We start from the raw sequence: 21,405 nt of genomic DNA, 5'->3' as shown, positions 1-21,405 counted from the left end.
ACGAATTTCCGCCTGTAAACCCGGCTCGATGGTTTCGCGACGTCCATGATCAGATGTTCAACCGCAATTCTATCACTGTTTCTTGGCACGACGGCTCAGGCAGAGCTCTCCGGCCTTTCCGGGCCATCCTCCGTCGCCGCTGAACTCATGCCTCGCGACGGGTTGACCGATCCGCAGTTCCGCTCGGATTTCCCGCGCAACTTTGCTCCGGGTTGGTTTGCCTGGAAAGACGGGCTGGCAGAAAAAGGCTTCGAGTTCAACTTCGACTATCTGTCGCTGGGGCAGTGGTCCAGCTCGGAGCTCGGCTACGGCGAGGCTGCCGGGGGAATGCTACGCCTCTACGGCTCCTGGCAGGCCACCGAGACCGGTTCGCTGACCTTCAAGGTCGAGAACCGGCACCGTTACGGCGACCTGGCGCCGCAGTTTCTGGGGCTTGATGGCGGCGCAATGTCGATCACAGGCACGGCTTTCAACGACAGCGACACCATCCTGACCAACTTGTTCTGGACACAGCGAGACCCTGAGGGGCGCTGGACCTTTCAGATCGGTCAGATCGACGTGACCGATTTTGTCGACCTCTACGGCGCGGTCAGTCCCTACACGGCATTCCAGAACCTGGCCTTTAACACAAATCCGACGATAAACACGCCGAACCCGGGGCTTGGGATCGCCGCGGGTTTGGCACTTGGCACGAACTTCTATGCCGTGGGCAGCATCGCCGACGCGAATGCCGACCCGGCCAGCCCAAACGCCGATGTCTTCAGCGATGGCGACCTCTTCAAGAGCGTCGAGATCGGATACACCAGCGGCCTCGACCGGATCTACCTGGACAACATACACTTGACGATCTGGCATGCTGACGAAGCCGATGACAGTAGCCGGCCAGAGGATCCCGGAGCAGCGTTTTCGGCAGCGTGGTTCATCAATAACGAATGGCTGCCCTTTTTCCGAGCAGGCGTCTCTCAAGGCAAGGCTGCTCTTTATGAACGTTCCGTTTCGACCGGCATCGCCTGGTATGGGCGAAACACGGACGCTGCGGGCCTCGGTCTGAACTGGGCCGAAGCAAACGGGATCGAAGGCACTCAGTTCACCTCGGAAGCATTCTATCGGTTGCTGTCTTTCGAACGCTCATGGACACCGTCGAGGGCGAATTCGTCAGGATCATCCAGGAAGCGCTTTCCACAGGCTCCGCACGATGGCCCGTCGAGAACGCCGTTGTAGTTCCTGAGCCTGTCGATCTCCTCATCCAGGTGATCCGGAGACAGGATGGAGAAACCGGAGTCGCACGTGCGCCCGTCGTGGGTTCGCCCAAGGCATCGGACTGTGCGTTGGTCGGACCAGACATGCGGATCATCTTCGTATCCAAACACCCGAGAGACCCGACGGTGCTTCCTGTCAGCGCCGGCGAGCTTGCAGGCACCCGGCCCACGCATTTCAACGAGCTTCATCTGCTCTGGCGTCAGGTCCGGTCTCGTTTTCTGCCATGTGGACCTGCGTGTGCCACGATTGGTCAACGGCTGTCCGAGGTTCGAACAGCCGGGGTTCCCGCATGTTTTGATGCGATGCTGTCCAGCGCCCGGACAGAGCTGCGAGAGCTTGAAGTTGAAGGTTGCCAAGCTGGTCATCAGAACCTCGGACATCCGCGGTTCGCTTTAGTCGTTTTACGACCAAGAACCAGAAAATCCACATGGCTTGAGGTCGATACGGACAGTCGTCCTGGATCTCCGCCTCGTGCGAAGGACAAGCTTGTGATCAAAGGATATTGGCTATTTTTCTAGAACCAGAAGAAGAAACGTCTGGGATGCCAGCAATTTTTTCGTTCAAGCGGTCAGGGTCTAAATCCCCGAGAAAAAGTTTCGGATTTCCTGCAGATTTCCCTGGCGTGGCTGCCGCGATTTATCGAGAAATAGCAAAGACCTGCCGCGCTTCACGCGACAGGTCCGTGTTGACAAGGCTCCCAGCCTACGGAATGCGTTCCCTTTCGGGACGCCCTTTCCGCTTTCCTTGGCCTCAAAGGTCAAATCGATTCGTCGATCCAGCCTTTCAGAGCAGCCTTTGGCGCGGCGCCGGCACGGTTCGAAACGACCTGGCCGTCCTTGAAGATGAACAGCGCCGGAATGCCACGCACGCCCATGGCAGCAGCGGCATTGGGGTTGTTGTCGACATCGACCTTGGCAATCTTGATCTTGCCTTCATACTCCGTGGCAAGCTCTTCCAGCGCGGGGCCGATCTGCTTGCAGGGGCCACACCATTCGGCCCAGAAATCCACCACAACGGGGATATCCGAGTTCTTGACTTCGGCGTCAAAGGTGTCGTCGGTTACGGCTACGGTGGACATGAACTGTCTCCTGAATGACGGATGCTTGGCAACGGAACGTAGAAACGCGCGCAGCGAAGGTCAAGCCGCCCGGGCGCGTTGCAGCGCGCGGGTCACGGCTTCGTGCGGTAGGCGCATCAGCGTCGCCGTCCGAGTCCACAGGATCGCGGTTTCGACCTCCCGCTGCGGATAGATCGCCGAGACGAGGCTGGCATATGCCCCCAGCTGCCTCAATAGACCCTCCGGCACCCCGTCGGGCGTGGATGGTACCAGCGCGTTCGACTTGAAATCCACGATCAATACCCGCCCCGGTTCAAGTAGCAAAAGGTCGATCACGCCATGAACGCTTTTGCCGATGACCTCGCCGGTCACCGCAACCTCGGCCAGCGCGTCCGAACGGAAGAGGTAACCGGTCTCGGGCGATTTCAACACGGCCGCAGCCTCGGCCAAAAGCGCATCGCGCGTTTCGGTGGGCCAATCCGGAAACAGGCTCTGACCCAAGGCAATCCAGTCCTCTTCGGCAATTGCCGGCAACGTTTCGAGCAACAGGTGAAGGGCCGTTCCGAGGGTTTTGGCGGTTTCTTCGTCGCGTCCGGGGTCGCCGGGCAGGGCTTTGGCGCCGCCCAGATCCGAGGGCGAAAGTGCCTTTTCCTCGTCCTCGGGGGGCGCCGCGTTGTGTCCGGTGAAGTCCGGTAGTTCCCGGCGCTCGACGGCGGGTATCATGGTCTTGGACAGCGGCAACCCGTACCAGTCGCCATGCTCCAAGCGGCGCAAACCATCCTCTTGAGGAATCTCGACCGCCCCGGCGGGACCCATCGCCTGCTGGATCAGGCCGTACCAACTGTCCTCGGCCTCTTTCCCGAGGTCGCCGGCTGCGGCCACGATCAGCCATTTCTCGGCGCGTGTCAGGGCCACATAGAGAAGCCGCATCCGCTCGTTTTCCTGTTTCATCCGAGCGGCTTGCCGCGCTTCGGCGATCACAGCGGGCGAGTCGTCTTGCGACACTTTCCAGACCGGTGTTTCCTCGGCCAGCATGACTTCGGCATCGCGCGGCGGCTTGCGGCTGGCTGTGTCGGGCAGGATCACAATAGGCGATTCCAACCCCTTGGAGCCATGAACCGTCATCACGCGGATCATGTCGCCAACGCCGCTCATCTGGCGCTTGATCTCCAGATCGTCCGTCTGCATCCAGGCAAGGAAACCGGTCAGGCTGGGAATATCGGTCCGTTCGTATCCAAGCGCCTGACTGAGCAGCGCATTGATCCCGTCTTCGGCTTCGGGGCCGAGCCTCCCAAGGAGCTTGCGTCGACCGTCATGCCGGGTCAGCACACGCTCGATCAGATCGTATGGCCGCAGGAAATCGGTCTGGCCGCGCATGTCGTTCAGCATGGCGAGAGTTTCGGGAAACTCTTTTCCGCGATGCCGCAGCGCTGTCCACAGGTACTCGCCGGGTGTCCTGCGATGGGCGAGGTCGAACAAGGCTTGTTCCCCCCAGCCAAAGAGCGGCGATTTCAGTACGGTGGCCAGCGACAGGTCATCTTCGGGTGTCGCGAGAAAGCTCAACAGCGCGGCAAGGTCGCGAACGGCAAGTTCCGCGCCAACCTTCAACCGGTCGGCTCCGGCAATGGGAAGGCCAGCAGCCTTGCAAGCGCGAATGATCTCTTCGAACAGATCCGAGCGGCGTTGCACGAGGATCAGGAAGTCGCCGGGCCGCACGGCTCGGCGGATGTACGTTCCGCGGGTTTCGCCATCGTCGGGTATCGTCTCGCCCGCGTCGATCATCGACTTGATGCGCTTTGCGATGCGCTCGGCCAGAATCACGGTGTGGTGATGCGCACCGGGCCGGTCCAACGGCTCGGTCCAGTCGTCCTCGTCGTTGTCTTCGGTCTTTTCAACGGGCGGCCACAGGTCGACACGCCCCGGCAGGTCTGCCTTGAAGGCGTGGTGCTGCGCTTCCTTTCGAAACCCGGCTTCGGTCATGCCGTCAAAGACCAGGTCGACCAGACGCAAGATCGCCTGCGACGACCGGAAGGAGTATTCCAGTGTCAGATCCTCAAGCGCAGACCCGCTTTCGCGCAGGCGATTGCCAAACTCGCCCTGCATCCGATCGAATGCTTCGGGATCGGCACCCTGGAAGGAGTAGATCGACTGTTTCTTGTCCCCGACAACGAAGATCGTACGCTCGACCTCGGTGCGTGCGCCCTCGCCCGAGGTGAATTCCTGCGCCAGCTTTTCGATCACATCCCATTGTTCGGGACTGGTGTCCTGAGCCTCGTCAACGAGAATGTGGTCGATACCCCCATCCAGGCGATAGAGCACCCAGGCGGCGACGGCCGGGTCGTTCAACAGGTTGCGCGCGCGCAGGATCAGGTCGTCGAAGTCGAGCCATCCGCGCATCTGTTTGCGCCGCTCGTATTCCGGCAGGAACGCAGCGGCGAAGCGGTGCAGCGCCAGCGATTTGCGTGCTGCCTGCAAAGCGAGCCGGAGAGGGCGGGCAGCCTCGACCCGTTGCATCAGTGCCTCAAGCTCTGGCATGAAACCGGCAAGGGCCCCTTCACGCAGGGCTTTCGTGGGGAAACTGCCGATCTTGGCGGAAAACGGCTCCTTGGCCTTTGCCCCTGTCAACAAGGCGCCCTCCAGAACCGGTAACGCGGCAAGCGTGCAGCCGGTGACGACCGACAGTTTTTCGGCGGCCTTGGCATTGTTGCCGCCGCTTTCGCGCAGCGCGGGCAGGATAGCCGAGATCAAGTCCGGTTCGGTCCCCTCGTAGACATCGGCGAGAAGCCGGTCTTCATCATATCCACCCGGAAGATCGAAAAGCCGGAGCATTTCTTCCCAGTTACATGGCTGGGCAAACGCGTCCCGCTTGGCGGTCAGGGCCCCGCAGAGCCCGTCAAAGCCCTGATCGGTCACAAAGCGCGCGATCCCGTCCACCAAGTCGCCTTTTGGGCCGTCTGCCATGTCCTCGAGGATTTCTTCGCGCAAGAGGGTCGCCGCGCGGTCTTCCATCTCGGCGAATTGCGGGCTGACACCTGCTTCGAGCGGGAAGCGTCTGAGAAGCGCCGCGCAGAAGGAGTGGATCGTCTGGATCTTCAGCCCGCCCGGCGTTTCGATGGCACGGGCAAAGAGCGTACGCGCATGGGAAAGGCGACTCGCATCCATGTCGGCGACACCCAGGTCCGCAAGTTGCTCGCGAAGGTCGCTATCCCGTTTCATCGCCCATTCGCCAAGGCGCTTGAACAGACGGTTCTGCATCTCGCTTGCAGCGGCCTTGGTGTAGGTCAGGCACAGGATGTGCTGCGGCTCGACCCCTTTCAGCAACAAACGGGCGACACGGTCGGTCAGCACCTTGGTCTTGCCCGACCCCGCGTTGGCGGCCAGCCATGTCGATGCATCAGGCCGGGCCGCGCGGAACTGCGCCTCGGAAGCGGCGTCGCGCGTTATCATTCCAACTCCTCCGGTACTGGCGTCGCGGTGCGGTCCCACTCGCCATAGCGGGCCAATTGATCGTAGTCTCCGATCAGGCTGTCACGTTGCAGCATCCGGCGCGCGGTGTACCCCTGATCCGGGTCTAAATAGGCCGAAATGAGCTTGCGCAGGTCTGCCAGCACCTTGTCGGGCGGATCATCGGCAAGCGGGGCTGCGACCTCCTTGTAGGTTCCGCCCATGCCGATGAACACGGCCTCGGCCACGGGCGCGGGGCCCAGATCGGCAAAGCCGCCCTCTTCGGCCATCGCGGCCTCGATCAGCAACTGCTTGTCGAAGTGATGCTGTTCCTTGACGCTCGGCGGAGTGCCGGTCTTGTAATCGTAGATCCGCAACGATCCCCGCGTGGTCCGGTCGAGCCGGTCGGCGCGCCCGACAAGCGTGAAGTCCAGAGGGGCGAGCGTTTGTTTCAACTTGGCCTCGAACGCGACGGGTACACCATCCATCCGCCGTCCATTTTCCGCGGCAAGAAAATCATCGGCAATCCGTCCAAGCCGCGCCAGCCATAGCTTGCGCGCACCGGGCCATGCGACATGCCTCTCCAGCAATGCCGCAGCGCGGTCAAGGAAACCTTCGCGCGCCAGCAACGCAGGGTCATTCACGCTGTCACGGATGAAGGTTTCGAGGATCTCGTGCACAACGATCCCCCGCAAGAGCGCATCAGGTGCCTGAACGAGCGGGTCAAGCGGCCGCAGGCGCAGGACATGCTTGGCGTAGATGGCGTAAGGGTCCCGGATCAAACGCTTGATTTCGGTCACTGAGAGGCGTTTGGGTCGGGCAGTGATTGGCGGGCGTGGTGAGGGACGATGCGCGGGATCGGTCCGCGTCGCTTCTTCCAGAGCGGCGGCCCATCCCGTCCAGACCCGACCGCGCGCCCGCATGTCGGCAAGAGCGGCGGTTCCACCCTGTTCGGGAAGACCTTGCAGCAGGTTCGTCAGCCGGTTCAGCCAGCGCGAGGCAACTGTTTCTGCATCCTCGGAGCGCTCGGCCCGGGTCAGCCAGACTTCACGCGCGCCGATGGCCTGCTGATAGTCATGCGCAGACAATCCGATGCGACGTTCCGGTAGCAACAGGCCGGCGCGGTCTCGCATCTGGCGGTTCAACCACGGATCAGGCGAGGGTGCCTCGGGCCAGCTGCCCTCGTTCAGTCCGCCGAGGATCAGCAGGTCGGCCCCCATGACCCGCGCTTCGAGCGTACCCCAGATCATGATGCCGGGATGCGGCGCGTCGCGGTCCCGGACCTCTTCACCTGAAAGCAGCGCGCCGAGCAGAGAGCAGAAATCGCGGGCGGACATGTCCCCGCCGTGATCGGCCTCATGGGCAAGCGCTTCGACCACTTTCAAGGCGGATTGCCCCGCTTTCTTGTCCCACAGCGCCCCGGAGCCTTGTCCTTCGGACCCTTGTGCGATCAGTTCTGCCAAAGTCCTGAGTTGCAGGACCCAGTCGCCCAGGGGGCGGTCAGCATCGGCAGTTTGGTCGCAAAAGGTTGAGGTCAGCCAGTCCAGCCACGGCTGTGGCAGTGATTTGCGTTCGGCTGCGAGCGAGAGGCTATCCGGTTCCGGGAAGGGCGGGCCGTTTCGACGCAAGTCCAGTTCAAGGTCGCGTGTATGGCGGAGGTGATCGCCGCGGTCTGATCCGGAATGGGTCAAGGGGTGTTTCAAAAGGGTCAGCAGCGCCTGGCCATCCAGCCGATTGGCAAAGAGCTCGGCCACGTGGCGCAGGAACCGTCCCGGCGGCGACAGGTGAAGCGGCAAACCGGCACTGTCATCGGGCAAGATGCGCCACCGGTCCAGCGCGGCCGCTACCTGCCGGGTGAGCATCCTGTCCGGCGTGATGAGCGCGGCCGTCTGGCCCTCTTCGGCCGCTTTCCGAAGCCTTAGAGCGATGGAAAGCGCCTCCTCGCGTGGAGAGCGTGCCTCGACCAATGTGACCTGCTCCATCGCGGCTTGAATGTCATGCAGGTGCGGCCCCTCTTCCATCCAGGCATCGGTCACGGGCGCGGGCCGCAGGGATAGTGAAACCACGCGGTTTCGGTCAGCGGCTGGTGCGGCATTGTCAGTCCAGCGTCCCACGCCTTCGGGCGACAGATCCAGTGCGCGCATCAGCTTGCGAAACCGGAATTGCGGGTGATCTTCGCAGAGTAACGCGTCGTCCATTCCTGACCAGACCTGGGCCGGAAGGTCGAAATCAAAGCCGGGAAGGATGACCGCCCCCTGCGGGAGGCGGGCCACGGCCTCCATCAGCATCATCGTGGTACCGCGTGATCCGGTCGATCCCGCCAGTATCACCGGATGCGCAGGCGGTGAATCCGACCAGCGCGCGATCAGTCTCTCGACGACAAGACGTTGGCGCGCTTGCGCATCGAGCGCCCCGCCATCCGTCGCAAGGTATTGTTCGGCGATACCGATGAAGCGTTGCGCGCGCTCCCAGTGGCCGGACAGGTCACTAACGTCGAGGGTGGAAATCGCGTCGTAGGATACCCCTTCTCCGGCCATCTCTTCGATCAGCAATGCAAGGCTGTCGGCGAGGTCATATGTTGAAGAGCGCGCGGCCAGGTCGGGTTGTGTGTCAAGGAGCTTGCCGATCAACTGCGCCAGTTGCAGCCTGCGCCGCAGTGGTGGAATTGCCGGTGGCAGGCCAGCCATGTCGCGCGGGTCGCCGACCTCGGTCAGAAGGCGAATGCGCGGCAGAAAGCCCGGTGGTCCCTGATCGAACAGTGTACGGATGCGGCGACGCATGCGCGTTGTATTCACGATCAATTCGACACGTGCGATTGCGTCGGGTTCGAACCCCTTCAACCGGCATCGAAGACCCTCGACCAGGTCTCTCCCGAAATCCGCGCCCGGTGGCAGGGCGAACACGCGCGGTCTGTCTTGTGGATCAAACATTTGCCAGCATGTCTTCGGCGAGGGTCACGCCCTGCGGGGTTCCGACATCACACCAGCGACCAGGATACTCCGAAGCGTGAAGCTTCCCCTCGGTCTGCATGAGGTCCCAGACCGCGTTCAGGGAAAAAACCTCATCGGTGATCTTTGCCAAGTGCTGCGTTTTCATGATCTGCGCGCCACCGTAGATCAGCCCCGGCCCGCGCAGGAGTCGGCCTTGTGCATCGCGCGTGAAATCGCCCTTTCCGGTGTGATTGATCGCATGTTCAGGCCGCACACACATCAGTAGCGCATCCATCCGGTCGGGGTTCCATTCGGCCAGAAGCTGTGCCAGCGGGTTGGGACCGAGCCAGATTGCATCGGGATTCAGGGTGATGACCGTATCCGCGCCGAGAAGTGGCAGCGCTGCCTTCAATCCTCCACCGGTGTCGAGGATCAAGTCATCCTCCCGCGATAAATGAACGCCGCGCGGTGAAAGATGACGATCCAGCATGTCTGCCATGTAGTGCAGGTTCGATACGATGCGCGGCGGCGAAATCTCTGCCGTCAGGTCCAGAGCGTGATCGATAAGCGGGCGACCCGCGACCTCGACAAGAGGTTTGGGCCGATCGGCGGTCAAAGGGTGCATCCGCGTTCCGAAACCGGCCGCAAAGATCATGACAGGGACGGTTGCGGTCATCTGGCGTCTCGCAGCTGATCCAGAACCTCTGGCGTCGGTTTCGGCAAAGCCTCGCGCAGGATGTCCGCCACTGGAACAAGTGCCGGGTGATCGAGGCCTCGCATCACGTGATCCCAGACCGCAGGCAGCATCGAGAGATATCTGGGTTTGCCGTATTCGGACCCCAGCCGCGAAAAAACCCCGAGGATGCGCAGGTTTCTTTGCACCCCAAGGACGGCATAGGCGGTTCGAAAGGCATGGTCGTCGGAGCTTGTCGCCCTGATGTAACGGTCGATCATTCGCATCTCGATGCCCGCGGGTACCTTGCGCCGGATATCCTGAAGCAGCGAGACGAGGTCATACGCCGGATGTGCAAGCATCGCGTCCTGGAAATCCAGCAGGCCCACGCGCGCGTTGCCTTCGCGCTCCGGCAGCCAGACCAGGTTCTCGGCGTGATAATCCCGAAGCATAAGCACTCTGGGACCTTGCGTCGTGCGGTGCAGGATATCTTCGAACCGGGCCTCGAACCTTTCTGCCATGTCCGGGTCGGGGTCGCGTAGCACGTCGGTATACGCGGTGAAGGCAAGCCCGCAGGCTTCGGCCATGCGCGTCGGTCCGAAACTGTCAAGCCACGGTGCTTCGGCTTCGCGCAGGGCGACCAGCACATCGGTTGCGGCAGAGTAGAGTTCGCGCTCCAACTCGGGCTGTCGTTCCAGCAGGCGCGCGAACAGGTCGTCTCCGAGATCCTCGAGAAGGAGAAAGCCGTGTTGCGTGTCCTGCGCAAAGATCTCCGGCGCGCTCAGGCCAATACCTTGCAGGATCTCGGCGATGTCGACGAAACGCTCAACATTTTCGCCGACTTCGGGTGCCGCGTCCATCAATACTGCCGTCTTACCGCTCTGCGGATCAGTCAGGCGTTCGTACCGTCGGCGCGAGGCGTCTCCAGCCAGTGGTTCGCGTTCGGCCTTGTCCCATCCGGCTTGCGAAATGATCGCCTCGCACAGGACCTTGCGATTGGTCATGCGGCATCCTCCAGCAAACCCGTCCAGCCCGGGGTGGACCAATGAAAATCGACATGTCGCGTGGCGACGTCGCTTTCATCTGTACGAAAACGCATCGTCAGGGCTGAAGCCGGTGCAAGCGGGCCCAGGCGATCGGGCCATTCGATAACGCAAATAGCGGACTCGAAAGCGTCGATCAGGCCCAGTTCCTCGATCTCTTCGGGGGCGGTGAGGCGATAGAGATCGCAATGCCAAATCTCACCTTCCGAGGTTTCGTATGTTTGAACCAGTGTAAAAGTAGGCGATGGAACGTCCTCGGGCGTGTCGAGACGTGATTGTATCAGTGCGCGGGCGAAATGCGTCTTTCCCGCCCCGATTTCACCCTCGAGCAAAAGCACATGACCGGCATGAAGCAAGGCACCGAGACGGCGGGCGAATGCCGCAGTCTCTTCGGGGGTTTCAAAGGTCAGGGACATGTCGCTTGCCGTCATGGCGCCACAATGCCGTCGGCCCTTCCCGGCTGCAAGCTGGATCAGGCGGGTTCGTTCGCTTCTTTCCCTTCCAAAGCGTGCGCGTGTTGGGCAGGTTGAACTTCCACGAACCGGATCAAACTCGCATTGTTCACGATCGGGCTTACAATGCAGTTCATGCGGCGTCCGTCTTTCAGTTCGAACCGACCAGCCCACTCGGTTCTTATGTCGCCCGAAGTGACGAAATCACGGATATCGCCCCAGATTGGCGTTGGGTCCGAGCATTCCTGCCAGACACGCATGGAATCGAGGATGGATACCTGCGCAAAACTGCCCTCCGGGTCGACATCCCAAAGATCCCTGTAAGCCTTGTTGGACATCGTCAGTGTTCCATCGCTGGAAAAGACGGTCACCGCGTCGTCGAGCATGTCGAGCACCAATTGCCCCAGCTCGAGTTCCGACCGAAAACGGCGCGTGAGCGTGATCTCGGCGGTGATATCCTGGAACAGGAACCCGATCGCCCCATCTGGGTGAGGTCGACCATTGACCGAGTAGACCGATCCCGAAGGCAGCGTCCAGGTCTCTTCGTAACGACCGTCGACTGCCGCCTCGACCAGAGCGTTCATCTGTTGTCGCCAGCCTCCGTAATTCTTGGGTTCCGGCATCATGTTCTGGTTCCGAAGCCTGTCGAAGAAGCTGGAGAGGCTAGGTCGACCGCTGAGAAACTGGGCCGATAGCGCGGTCAGGTCGATCAGCGCGGGATTGAACAATGCCAACTGCCTGTTCCGATCAAAGATCGCGAGGCCAATCGGAAGCTGGGCAAAGGTTTTTGCAAGTGTCTGAACGAAATTGCGCTGGGCGACTTCCGCGTCGACCACGGCGTTCACATCGATGGCATAACACAGGTGGCCATCGTCCTGAGCGACGCAGGACAGATCGTACCAAAGCTTTCTGTCACCTGTCGGGGCGGTTATGGAAACCCGTGAGCGTTTGCCGTCGACAGTCTGATCCTGACGAAACGGAAAGAGCGATGTATCGGCAGAAACCGTATCGCCCCGTATGTGATGGGCCAAGGTTTCGTATGAGCGATTACTCCACCTGACGCGCCCGTCGGTATCCATGTGCCAGACCGGGTAAGGCGCCTGATCCATTGCGCGTTGCAGGGACAGGTCCGCGGTCGTTTGAGGCGATGAATTTGCATCCTCATCGCGGTCCTTGTGTCGTAGTTCGACCCGGCAGATACCATCGATCCATTCGCAACGAACTTCGCCGAAGTCACATTGACCTCGCGGTTTGAAGGACAGTTGCCCGGCGTCTTCGACCAGCGAGGCGTGGGCGGGAAACCCGGGAAAGCTGGTCGAGAGGCGATCATGCAAATCCTGCCAGGTGCTTACCTCTTTCCAGGCCCTGCCCGAACGGTCGATCACTCCCTCTTCATCGAAGAGAAATGCGGATTGGCGGGAATCATGTTCGAAACGCCAGCCAGTCGAGGCGCGCCTGCGCCCTTGTAACAAGACCGCGAAGGTGAACCCAGCCATGACGAGGCCACTGATGGCCGGGATGATCCAGTCTGACATCACGCTCCTCAAGCCCTGATTGCGGATACATTGGCGGGCGCAAGGTTAACGGGGCATTAATCAGATGCGGAAAGGCTGGTTTAGTCCGGTCGGCACGGCGTTTTCGCCCTGCTGCGCATCGATAAGCCGCCTGGGCCAGGTAACCTCGACAATGGCACCCCGCCGTTCGGGCCGCCGCGTGAATTGCTGATAAGGGTCGGTTCCGTTGGCAAAGCGCAATTCGGCTCCGCTGCGTTCCAGAAGTGTTTTTGCGATGAAAAGTCCAAGGCCCATGCCTTCGTATTCGGGGCGGGCTGCACGGTCGCTGTCAACCTTGCGCCGACGCACGAACGGATCACCGATCCGACCGAACATTTGTGGAGGATAACCGCGTCCGTCATCCATGATCCGCACCACGATCCTGTCATCGTTCCATTGGGATTCGACCCATACACTTGCGCGCGCGAAATCGACTGCGTTCTGGATCAGGTTTCGCAAACCATGGATCACTTCGGGTTTGCGCAGGATCGCGGGTTGTTGAAGATCGCCACCATCGCCCGGCCCCTCTTCGAAATGTATAGACTTGCCGCGTCCCATGTGGGGTTCGGCAGCTTCATGAACAACGGTCGACAGCGGCGCCTGTCGCAGGTGGAGGTCGTCCTTGCCGGCCCTGCCCATGTCACGAAGGATGTCGCGGCAGCGGTCGGCCTGTTCGCGGATGAGGGCGGCATCCTCCTGCAGGTCGGGGCGCTCATCGAGCTCTTCGATTAGTTCCGAACTCGCTAGTTTGATCGTGGCAAGTGGCGTACCAAGCTCATGCGCGGCAGCGGCGACGACGCCACCCAGATCGGTGAGTTTCTGTTCACGTGCCAGCGCCATGTGGGTCGCCGAAAGCGCCTCGGACATGGATTGAACTTCGGAACTGATGCGGTGCGAGTAGGCCCCGAGAAAACCGATGGCGATAATGAGGGCCACCCAGTTTCCGAAAACGAAAATGTCCGGGACACGCAGGACGAAACCCTGCTCGCTGCGCAGAGGCACATGAAATTCCGCCAGCAGCGTCACAAGGATAATCGCCGTTCCCCCAATCAGTACGGTCGACCGCAACCCCATCACGTTTGCCGAAATGGTGACGGGCCCCAGAAGCAGCAGCGCGAAGGGATTATGCAATCCACCGGTCAGATAAAGCAGGATGGCCAGCTGAAGCAGGTCGAACATGATCATCAGGAAGTTTTCGAACTCGCTGAGGCGTTTGTTCTCGGGAAAAAGGAAGGTAGCGGTAAGGTTGCCCAGGATCGAGATACCGATCGTCAGGTAACACAGCATGAGGTCCAGCTGGATCTGGTACATCTTCTGCGCCACGGTGATGGCCGCGATCTGGCCGCCGATGGCCACCCAGCGCAGAACGATGAGTGTACGCAGGCGGATCCAGCTGCTTCGTTCCTGTCCGCGAAGAAGGCTCATGTCGGATTGGGCCATGGTCCATTATGTCCTGTTGCAACGGCTCGCCAAATTGATAGGTGTCACCCGCGAAACGATCAACGTCTGCTTGTCAGCATGAGGCCGAGCCATGACCCGCATCTACGCCATTCTCGCCGTTTTCGTGCTCGCCCTCGGGTTGGGTACGATTTACGTGATGACGCTCGGCCGTAACGACGACGACCAGTTTGCACAGTGCCGCGCGAGTCAGATCGCCGGCGGGCCGGGCAGTATCGGCGGCCCCTTCGAGCTTGTGAACGCGCAAGGGGAAACCGTCACCGATGCAGACGTGATCACGCAGCCCTCGCTGATCTATTTCGGCTACACGTTTTGTCCCGATGTCTGCCCGCTCGACACTGCCCGCAATGCCGAGGCGGTGGACATGCTCGAAGAGCAGGGCCACATGGTCACCCCTGTCTTCATTTCCATCGATCCTGACCGGGACACGCCCGAAGTTGTCGGCGATTTCGCGGCCAACCTGCACGAACGCATGATCGGCCTTACCGGGTCGCCCGAGCAGGTGAAGCAGGCAAGCCGCGCCTACAAGACCTATTACAAGGCTCAGGACAAGAGCGACGAGTACTACCTCGTGGATCATTCGACCTTCACGTATCTTGTGCTTCCGGGCCATGGTTTTGTCGAGTTCTTCAAACGCGACGACAGTGCCGAAAAAATCGCGACGCAAACCGCTTGTTTCATCGATGCGATGTAAACCCAACTGAGGTTTGACCTTTGTCGAGCCCGAGTTAATACTCTGTTCAATTCAGGACGCTTGGCGAAAGAGGCATGATGGCAGAGAGCGCGCAGGAAATCGGTCCCGACAAATCGCTGTTGCTGGTCGATGATGACGAACCATTTCTGCGCCGTCTTGCCAAGGCGATGGAGAAGCGCGGTTTCGAGGTCGAAACGGCCTCTTCCGTTGCCGCGGGGCGAGCCATCGCAACCGCGCGTCCGCCGGCATATGCCGTCGTGGACCTCCGGCTCGAGGATGGCAACGGGCTCGATGTTGTCGAGGTGCTACGCGAAAAACGCCCCGATAGCCGCGTTGTTGTGCTGACAGGGTATGGTGCCATCGCAACCGCCGTGGCGGCCGTCAAAATCGGTGCGACCGACTACCTGTCAAAGCCCGCCGACGCGACGGACATAACGAATGCCCTGCTGGTGTCCGAAGACGAACTGCCCCCGCCGCCCGAAAACCCGATGAGCGCGGATCGCGTTCGGTGGGAGCATATTCAACGGGTTTATGAACTGTGCGACCGCAATGTGAGTGAGACGGCGAGGCGGCTGAACATGCATCGACGGACCCTGCAACGTATATTGGCCAAACGCTCGCCCCGCTGATGGCTCGACATCATGGCCAATGAGGACGCAGCGCCCGACCTGAACAACCCTGAGACGCAGCCCATGCCCGAAGGGGGCTGGTCGGAAAGCTGCGAAGAGGTTTCTGGTGCTATCGTCGTTCCGCCAAAGGTCAGTGCTTTTACCCAGGCCGCTGGGATCCTCTACCCGGATGGTAGACATTGCGCCCGCGGAGCGCTGTGGCGCAAGTTTCGCCCGCTGACCATCCTGCCGGAGATGCCGGAAACCGAGCCGGATGTTCTGAAAGGCCGATGGTTGTGGGGTGGCGTGCTATGGGCGCATTTCGGTCACTTCCTGGTGGAAAGCACGTCACGGCTCTGGGCTCTGGACCGGATCGAAGGGGATATCGACGGAGTTCTCTTCATCCCGAAACGGCCGCGTGTCGGTGATGCGGTGCGCGGGTTTCAGCGCGACTACCTCGACCTTATGCAGGCGGGCCTGCCGATCGAGGTCGCCACGAACCCGGTTCGGGTCGAGCAGTTGATCGTTCCGGGTCAAGGCTTTGGATTGGGGGCCATCACACGTGGCACACCCGCTTTTCGGTCGGCAATTCGCAACCGCTTTGGCAGAGGAATAGAGCCGGACGGCGCAAGCAGGCTGTATATTTCCCGTTCCGCGCTGGGGCTGGGCAAGGGCGGGCTTCTGGGGGAAGAAAGGCTTGAGGATCATCTCAGGGCCGAGGGATACGAGATCTTCCACCCCGAGAAATACACGCTTGCCACGCAGATCGCGCGATACAAGGCCGCGCGTCAGGTCGTTGCAGCGGATGGTTCGGCTTTACACCTGTTCGCGATGGTGGGTCGTGCGGAACAGCAGGTCGCGATGATCCTGCGCCGCAGTTCCGGGGCCAATAATCTGCTGGCCACGAACGTGGCGGCATTCTGCGGGTCCGACCCGCTGATCATCGACGCGCTTAACACCGAATGGTGGCGGCGCGATCATGGGAAGTCGAACCGCCTGTCCTTTGGCGAGTTGCATCACCCGGCGATTGCCGAGGCACTGTCAGGTACCGGCTTCATCCGCGAGGGAGCCGACTGGCCCATCATTTCGGATGAAGAGCGTGAGAGGTTGTTCAAGGCCAAGGGGCTGGACCTTGAAAACAGCTTCATGGAATCGCCCGAACATGAGCGCCAGCGAAAACGCCGTATGCGGGAGGAGCGTCGCGCCCGCCGGGCCGAGCGCGAAACGATGCAGGAAGACTGACAGGTATCCCCGAGCCTAGACCAGATTGGCCAAAAGCTCTGCATGCCGGTTGGAAAAATCCGAGCGCACCTCGACGGGCGGTCTCAGCCGGATATCGAGGCCTTCGATCAGGGTCGTGTCCGGTCTGCCAAAGAATTTCGTTGCCTCAGATTCAGAAAATCCGGCGATACGTGTCGCCTCCATCCATGCGCTGATACGGTCTGCCTTCTTGATCCTTTTCTTGACGGCAGCAGGGACGGTCGCGGGCAGACCGAACCGGATGTGAATTGCCGCGCTAAGCCTGTCGTCGAGCTTTTCATATCCCGATCCCACGGCGGATTTCACGGGAGAGATCATGTCGCCGATCACATATTCCGGAGCGTCATGCAGCAGGGCGGCGAGGCACCACTTGGCCGGTGCGGTAGGTTCGAGCCGACGAAACAGGGCCTCGACCAGCAGCGAATGCTCGGCAACCGAGTAGGCGAAATCTCCCCGTGTCTGGCCGTTCCAGCGCGCAACGAAGGCGAGGCCATGCGCGATGTCCTCGATCTCGATATCCACCGGGGTCGGGTCCAGCAAATCGAGCCGACGCCCCGACAGCATTCGCTGCCACGCCCTTGGTTGTTTCGCCATCGCATTTCTCTTCGTGCTGCGTCAGCATGGGGGTAGCGCGTGATGGTTCGGCTGTAAATCGTTGCGCCGCAGATCATATGCCCAAGGGCCAGCAGGTTGCCCGAAGCCGCAAGCGGTGCTACCTGCACGTGGACACATTCATGCGGAGAGGGCCAATGGCCAAGGACTATATCGTCAAAGACATTTCGCTGGCCTCGTTTGGCCGCAAGGAACTCGACATCGCCGAGACCGAGATGCCGGGACTGATGGCGCTGCGGGCCGAGTACGGTGACTCCAAGCCGCTCAAGGGAGCACGCATTGCCGGTTCGCTGCATATGACGATCCAGACCGCTGTTCTGATCGAAACGCTGGTGGCGCTGGGGGCCGATGTCCGTTGGGCGTCGTGCAACATCTTCTCGACTCAAGACCACGCCGCGGCGGCAATCGCCGAGTCCGGAACGCCGGTCTTTGCCTGGAAGGGCATGTCGCTGGAAGAGTACTGGTCCTGCACCGACAAGATTTTCCAGTTTGCCGATGGCGGCGCGAACATGATCCTCGACGATGGTGGCGATGCAACGCTCTATATCCTGATGGGGGCCCGCGTCGAAGAAGGTGAGGAAGACCTGATCGCCGTCCCCACTAGTGAGGAAGAGGAATTCCTCTTTGCCCAGATCAAGAAGCGCATCGCGGAAACTCCGGGCTGGTTCGTCAAGCAGCGTCATATGATCCAGGGTGTTTCCGAGGAAACCACCACGGGTGTGAACCGTCTCTACAAGATGATGGAAAAGGGCCACCTGCCGTTCCCGGCGATCAACGTGAATGACAGCGTGACCAAGTCGAAATTCGACAACAAGTATGGCTGCAAGGAATCGCTCGTGGACGGTATCCGACGCGCCACCGACACGATGATGGCCGGCAAGGTCGCCGTTGTCTGCGGCTATGGCGATGTGGGCAAGGGGTCGGCCGCTTCGCTTGCCGGCGCCGGCGCACGCGTCAAGGTGACAGAGGTCGACCCGATCTGTGCGCTGCAGGCTGCGATGGACGGGTTCGAGGTTGTCGTACTGGAAGATGTCGTGTCCTCGGCTGACATCTTCGTGACCACCACCGGCAATAAGGATGTGATCCGTATCGAGCACATGCGCGAGATGAAGGACATGGCGATTGTTGGAAACATCGGCCATTTCGACAATGAGATCCAGGTTGCCAGTCTGAAGAACCACAAGTGGACCAATATCAAGGATCAGGTGGACATGATCGAAATGCCCTCGGGCAACCGCATCATCCTGCTGTCCGAAGGGCGTCTGCTGAACCTCGGCAATGCAACGGGCCACCCGTCGTTCGTGATGTCAGCCTCGTTCACCAACCAAGTTCTGGCACAGATCGAGTTGTTCACCAAAGGTGATGAGTACGGGAACAAGGTCTACATCCTGCCCAAGCATCTCGACGAAAAGGTTGCCCGCCTGCACCTCGAGCGGATCGGCGTCAAGCTTACAGAGCTGTCGGTCGATCAGGCAGACTATATCGGGGTGAAGACCGAAGGACCGTTCAAGCCGGAACACTACCGCTATTGAGTTCGACGATATCTGTCCGATAATCGGCCGCGACGCATCTGTGTCGCGGCCTTTTTTCGACCTGTGTTAGGCTTGACCCCAATCTGGGCGCAAGGAGTCGGAAAATGTCTATCAGGGCTTTGGGGGTTCTGGCCTCGCTCGCATTGTTTGCGGCCGACAGGGCCGGGGCGAGGACAGCGCGGCAGATCTTGCGCAACAATTGTCGAACCCGATCGCCTCGCTGATCTCGGTCCTGTTTCAACTGAACTATGATCGCGGCATCGGGGCAAACGATCAGGGCAGTCGTTTCACTTTGAACGTCCAGCCTGTCGTTCCGATCGAATTGAATGATAACTGGAATCTCATCAGCCGGACGATCGTGCCACTCATCAGCCAATCTGACGTCATCCCCGGGTCGAGCGAAGATGGCGTCGGTGATATCGTGCAGAGCTTTTTCTTTTCTCCCAAAGAACCCGGCGCAGGCGGATTGATCTGGGGGGCAGGGCCCGTGTTCCTTTTGCCTACAGGTGGCAACAACCTGGGTGCGGATCAGTTTGCGGCGGGCGTCACAGCCGTTGCCCTCAAGCAATCGGGGTCGTGGACTTACGGTGCGCTGGCCAACCATCTGTGGGATGTCGGTGGTGGAAACACCGATATCAGTTCGACCTTTTTTCAACCTTTCGTATCCTACACCACGCCGGATGCCTGGACCTTCACTCTGAATTCCGAAACGACATATGACTGGGTGAACGAGGACACGGCCCTGCCGATTAACTTTACCGTTGCCAAGCTCACTCAACTTGGCGGGCAACCCGTCAGCATCGGAGTTGGTGCGCGCTACTGGGCGGACAGCACCACCAACGGACCCGAAGGTTGGGGCGCGCGCTTGATTCTCACCTTTCTTTATCCGCGGTGATAGGTGGAACCGCTGGAAACGCCGCAGTTGCTGGCGGGTTCCGCGAAAAATGCGCCAATTCGATCACATTTATTTCTGTACCGAATTCGGAACGGTTTGGGTGCCATCACGTTGTATTGGCATCACGAACTTGAAACGAAAACGGAAAGGTTTGACATCATGACCTTCAAGACTTCGAAGATTTTCGCCATCACCGCCGCTTCGGCAATTGCACTTACCTCGACCGCTTCGTTCGCGATGCAGGACGAGAATACCGCAGATGTCGACGCTGAAGGCCGCGCCGAGTTTTCGCGCACCGCCAGCGACAGCGGCGTCATCGACGGTTCGGACAACGTAACCTCCGAAGACGAAGCCGGTGTTGTCGTTTCCCCCGCCGACGAAGGCATCGCCGACTCTCGCACCGCGGCAAGCATCGCCGACACCAAGGATGGTGAGACGCAGTACCTGAACAACAGCACCGACGCTGGTGTTGCCACGGGTCCGAAGGCAGATCCGGAAGAAGCGACCGACTAAATCACGGTCAGTTTTGCGCAAACGGGCGTCCCGCGGGGCGTCCGTTTTTCGTTTGGAGACATACCATACAGCCCAGAAGAACGATTTTCGTTGATGGATGGTGAAGTGGCGATAAGCTGACGCCGTTCACCGACGGATACTCAACAGAAACCACTTTGGTTGCAGAAGGACGGAAGCATGAGCAAGCGCGACGAACTGATCGGAAGATATGCCGATGACATCCGTAGCAAATGCGGGATGGAGCCGGATATGGACCTGTTGCGGAAGGTGACGATCGGATGTGGTCCCTCGATTTACAATGATGACTCTTCTACCGTGGCTGCAAGCCAGCCCGGAGAGTTGGAAACGGTAAAAAACAACTTTCTTATCAAGAAGCTTGGCCTACCGGATGGCCCCGAACTCATGGAAGCGATCGAAAAAGCGGTCGAGACCTATGGCAAATCCGAGCGCAACAAATATCGCGCGGTGATGTATTACCTGCTGACCAAGCATTTCGGAAAAGAATCCGTATACGGGTAATGCACAAGGCGCCCGTTCATGGGCGGGCGTCGCGGATTTGAAACCTATTTTACCGGCTTTGCCTTTGCCGCGAGCATCCGTTTCGGTTATCAAGGATCCAGAGACCAGGACGGTCGAGACTTTTTGCATAACGCGTGTGGTGAGTAGGGAGCACGCGGGGTGGGGGAAGGCATCGACTGTTCGGCGCCTTCCCCGTTTTTCGTACATGTTCAATTCGGATCGGTATCGCCCATGGCGCAGATCCTCATCCATTCAGCGTCAGTGACGGGCTGTACTGAAAGCCTCGAGTTCTTGACTAGAACCATGTTGGACAGAGCTTCATCCGCCTTGATGTCGTCTAGGGTGACAGGCGTCGTGAGGGGTCTCACGGCTTTGATATCGACACAGTCCCAGCGGTCATCTTTGGTCGTGCTGTCCTGATGGGCCTCGGCACACACCTCGACGATTCCGACCACGGCCTTTTCCTTCTGGGAATGATAAAAGAACCCTCGATCGCCAAGTTTCATGTCACGCATGAAGTTGCGGGCCTGGTAGTTTCGGACACCGTCCCATTCCTCACCGGCATCTCCCTTGGCGACTTGGTCGGGCCATCCCCAGACCGATGGTTCCGACTTGAACAGCCAATACGCCATCAGCCGATGACCTTTTTCCACGGGATCAGTTCGACCGATTGGAACAATCCTGCCTTGGCATAAGGATCGTCTCCTGCCCAGGTTTCGGCTTCGGCAAGATCCGCCACATCGAGAATGATCAGGGACCCGATCATCGCGTCCCCGTCGAGAAGGGGGCCGGCCTGCGCCACCTTATCGGTTTCCCGGATGTAAGCGAGATGCGCATCGCGATTGGCCAGACGGGTCTGCAGCGCATCCGGCTTGTCGCGAGCGATGAGGGCGATCAACATG

General features: G+C 60.2%; 19 protein-coding genes. 8 read left to right on the top strand and 11 right to left on the bottom strand.

Annotated elements, in window-relative coordinates; all coding sequences use genetic code 11:
- Nucleotides 1-45 precede the first annotated feature (45 nt).
- Nucleotides 46-1,221 carry a porin gene (locus tag ACFORG_RS06425; protein WP_386734558.1) on the top strand — a complete coding sequence of 392 codons (1,176 nt, stop codon included), beginning with the start codon at nt 46-48 and terminating at the stop codon, nt 1,219-1,221.
- A gap of 796 nt (nt 1,222-2,017) precedes the next feature.
- Here the strand turns inward: ACFORG_RS06425 and trxA are convergent.
- Genes trxA through regB form a run of 8 tightly spaced genes read right to left on the bottom strand, consistent with a single transcriptional unit; the run spans nt 2,018 to nt 13,852 of the window.
- On the bottom strand, nt 2,018-2,338 hold the full coding sequence (gene trxA, locus ACFORG_RS06420) for a thioredoxin (protein WP_386734557.1): 321 nt from the start codon (nt 2,336-2,338) through the stop codon (nt 2,018-2,020).
- 60 nt (nt 2,339-2,398) lie between these two features.
- Nucleotides 2,399-5,764: a double-strand break repair helicase AddA gene (gene addA / locus ACFORG_RS06415; RefSeq protein ID WP_386734556.1), complete on the bottom strand. Its 3,366-nt coding sequence runs from the start codon at nt 5,762-5,764 to the stop codon at nt 2,399-2,401.
- Nucleotides 5,761-8,691 carry a double-strand break repair protein AddB gene (addB, locus tag ACFORG_RS06410; RefSeq protein WP_386734555.1) on the bottom strand — a complete coding sequence of 977 codons (2,931 nt, stop codon included), beginning with the start codon at nt 8,689-8,691 and terminating at the stop codon, nt 5,761-5,763. Before addB ends, addA begins: the two co-directional genes overlap by 4 nt.
- Nucleotides 8,684-9,367, bottom strand: a complete 684-nt coding sequence (locus ACFORG_RS06405; RefSeq protein ID WP_386734554.1) for a nucleotidyltransferase family protein — start codon at nt 9,365-9,367, stop codon at nt 8,684-8,686. The genes addB and ACFORG_RS06405 overlap by 8 nt, the downstream gene beginning before the upstream one ends.
- Nucleotides 9,364-10,368 carry an aminoglycoside phosphotransferase family protein gene (locus tag ACFORG_RS06400; protein ID WP_386734553.1) on the bottom strand — a complete coding sequence of 335 codons (1,005 nt, stop codon included), beginning with the start codon at nt 10,366-10,368 and terminating at the stop codon, nt 9,364-9,366. The genes ACFORG_RS06405 and ACFORG_RS06400 overlap by 4 nt, the downstream gene beginning before the upstream one ends.
- Nucleotides 10,365-10,823: a tRNA (adenosine(37)-N6)-threonylcarbamoyltransferase complex ATPase subunit type 1 TsaE gene (tsaE, locus tag ACFORG_RS06395; protein WP_386734552.1), complete on the bottom strand. Its 459-nt coding sequence runs from the start codon at nt 10,821-10,823 to the stop codon at nt 10,365-10,367. Before tsaE ends, ACFORG_RS06400 begins: the two co-directional genes overlap by 4 nt.
- A 56-nt stretch (nt 10,824-10,879) precedes the next feature.
- Nucleotides 10,880-12,394 (bottom strand): PAS-domain containing protein, encoded by a 1,515-nt coding sequence (locus tag ACFORG_RS06390; protein ID WP_386734551.1) that lies wholly within the window; start codon nt 12,392-12,394, stop codon nt 10,880-10,882.
- 60 nt (nt 12,395-12,454) lie between these two features.
- On the bottom strand, nt 12,455-13,852 hold the full coding sequence (regB, locus tag ACFORG_RS06385) for a sensor histidine kinase RegB (RefSeq protein WP_386734550.1): 1,398 nt from the start codon (nt 13,850-13,852) through the stop codon (nt 12,455-12,457).
- Between the two features lie 91 nt (nt 13,853-13,943).
- Here regB and ACFORG_RS06380 point away from each other — a divergent pair, with 91 nt between their 5' ends.
- The 3 genes from ACFORG_RS06380 to ACFORG_RS06370 all read left to right on the top strand — a co-directional run bounded on the left by ACFORG_RS06380 (nt 13,944) and on the right by ACFORG_RS06370 (nt 16,414).
- The gene (locus ACFORG_RS06380; protein WP_386734549.1) at nt 13,944-14,564 is read left to right on the top strand and encodes an SCO family protein; all 621 of its coding nucleotides are present in this window, start codon (nt 13,944-13,946) and stop codon (nt 14,562-14,564) included.
- A 77-nt stretch (nt 14,565-14,641) separates the two neighbouring features.
- Nucleotides 14,642-15,193 (top strand): ActR/PrrA/RegA family redox response regulator transcription factor, encoded by a 552-nt coding sequence (locus tag ACFORG_RS06375; RefSeq protein WP_386734548.1) that lies wholly within the window; start codon nt 14,642-14,644, stop codon nt 15,191-15,193.
- A gap of 12 nt (nt 15,194-15,205) precedes the next feature.
- Complete coding sequence (locus ACFORG_RS06370) at nt 15,206-16,414, top strand: glycosyltransferase family 61 protein (RefSeq protein ID WP_386734547.1); 1,209 nt, start codon at nt 15,206-15,208, stop codon at nt 16,412-16,414.
- A gap of 15 nt (nt 16,415-16,429) precedes the next feature.
- On the opposite strand, the gene ACFORG_RS06365 is transcribed toward ACFORG_RS06370, so the two are convergent.
- A complete protein-coding gene (locus ACFORG_RS06365; protein WP_386734546.1) occupies nt 16,430-17,026 on the bottom strand; it encodes an HD domain-containing protein in 597 nt (198 codons plus the stop codon).
- A gap of 155 nt (nt 17,027-17,181) precedes the next feature.
- Between ACFORG_RS06365 and ahcY the strand changes: the two genes are divergently transcribed.
- The 4 genes from ahcY to ACFORG_RS06345 all read left to right on the top strand — a co-directional run bounded on the left by ahcY (nt 17,182) and on the right by ACFORG_RS06345 (nt 20,503).
- Nucleotides 17,182-18,576 (top strand): adenosylhomocysteinase, encoded by a 1,395-nt coding sequence (gene ahcY / locus ACFORG_RS06360; protein WP_386734545.1) that lies wholly within the window; start codon nt 17,182-17,184, stop codon nt 18,574-18,576.
- A gap of 199 nt (nt 18,577-18,775) precedes the next feature.
- Nucleotides 18,776-19,471, top strand: a complete 696-nt coding sequence (locus tag ACFORG_RS06355) for a transporter (protein ID WP_386734544.1) — start codon at nt 18,776-18,778, stop codon at nt 19,469-19,471.
- Nucleotides 19,472-19,474: 3 nt separating this feature from the next.
- The gene (locus tag ACFORG_RS06350) at nt 19,475-19,984 is read left to right on the top strand and encodes a hypothetical protein (RefSeq protein WP_386734543.1); all 510 of its coding nucleotides are present in this window, start codon (nt 19,475-19,477) and stop codon (nt 19,982-19,984) included.
- Between the two features lie 177 nt (nt 19,985-20,161).
- Nucleotides 20,162-20,503, top strand: coding sequence for a DUF2853 family protein (locus ACFORG_RS06345; protein ID WP_386734542.1), 342 nt, complete (start codon nt 20,162-20,164; stop codon nt 20,501-20,503).
- 209 nt (nt 20,504-20,712) lie between these two features.
- On the opposite strand, the gene ACFORG_RS06340 is transcribed toward ACFORG_RS06345, so the two are convergent.
- Both ACFORG_RS06340 and ACFORG_RS06335 read right to left on the bottom strand, forming a co-directional pair.
- Entirely contained in the window at nt 20,713-21,135 is a 423-nt protein-coding gene (locus ACFORG_RS06340) for an EVE domain-containing protein (RefSeq protein WP_386734541.1), read from the bottom strand.
- The gene (locus tag ACFORG_RS06335; RefSeq protein WP_386734540.1) at nt 21,135-21,404 is read right to left on the bottom strand and encodes a YciI family protein; all 270 of its coding nucleotides are present in this window, start codon (nt 21,402-21,404) and stop codon (nt 21,135-21,137) included. Before ACFORG_RS06335 ends, ACFORG_RS06340 begins: the two co-directional genes overlap by 1 nt.
- Nucleotide 21,405: the final 1 nt, after the last annotated feature.

Origin of the sequence: Lutimaribacter marinistellae, assembly GCF_042648365.1 — a bacterium.
In the GTDB taxonomy this organism is placed as follows: domain Bacteria; phylum Pseudomonadota; class Alphaproteobacteria; order Rhodobacterales; family Rhodobacteraceae; genus Lutimaribacter_A; species Lutimaribacter_A marinistellae.
The sequence above is the reverse complement of the archived record's forward strand: the minus strand, read 5'-3'. Positions and strand labels throughout refer to the sequence as shown.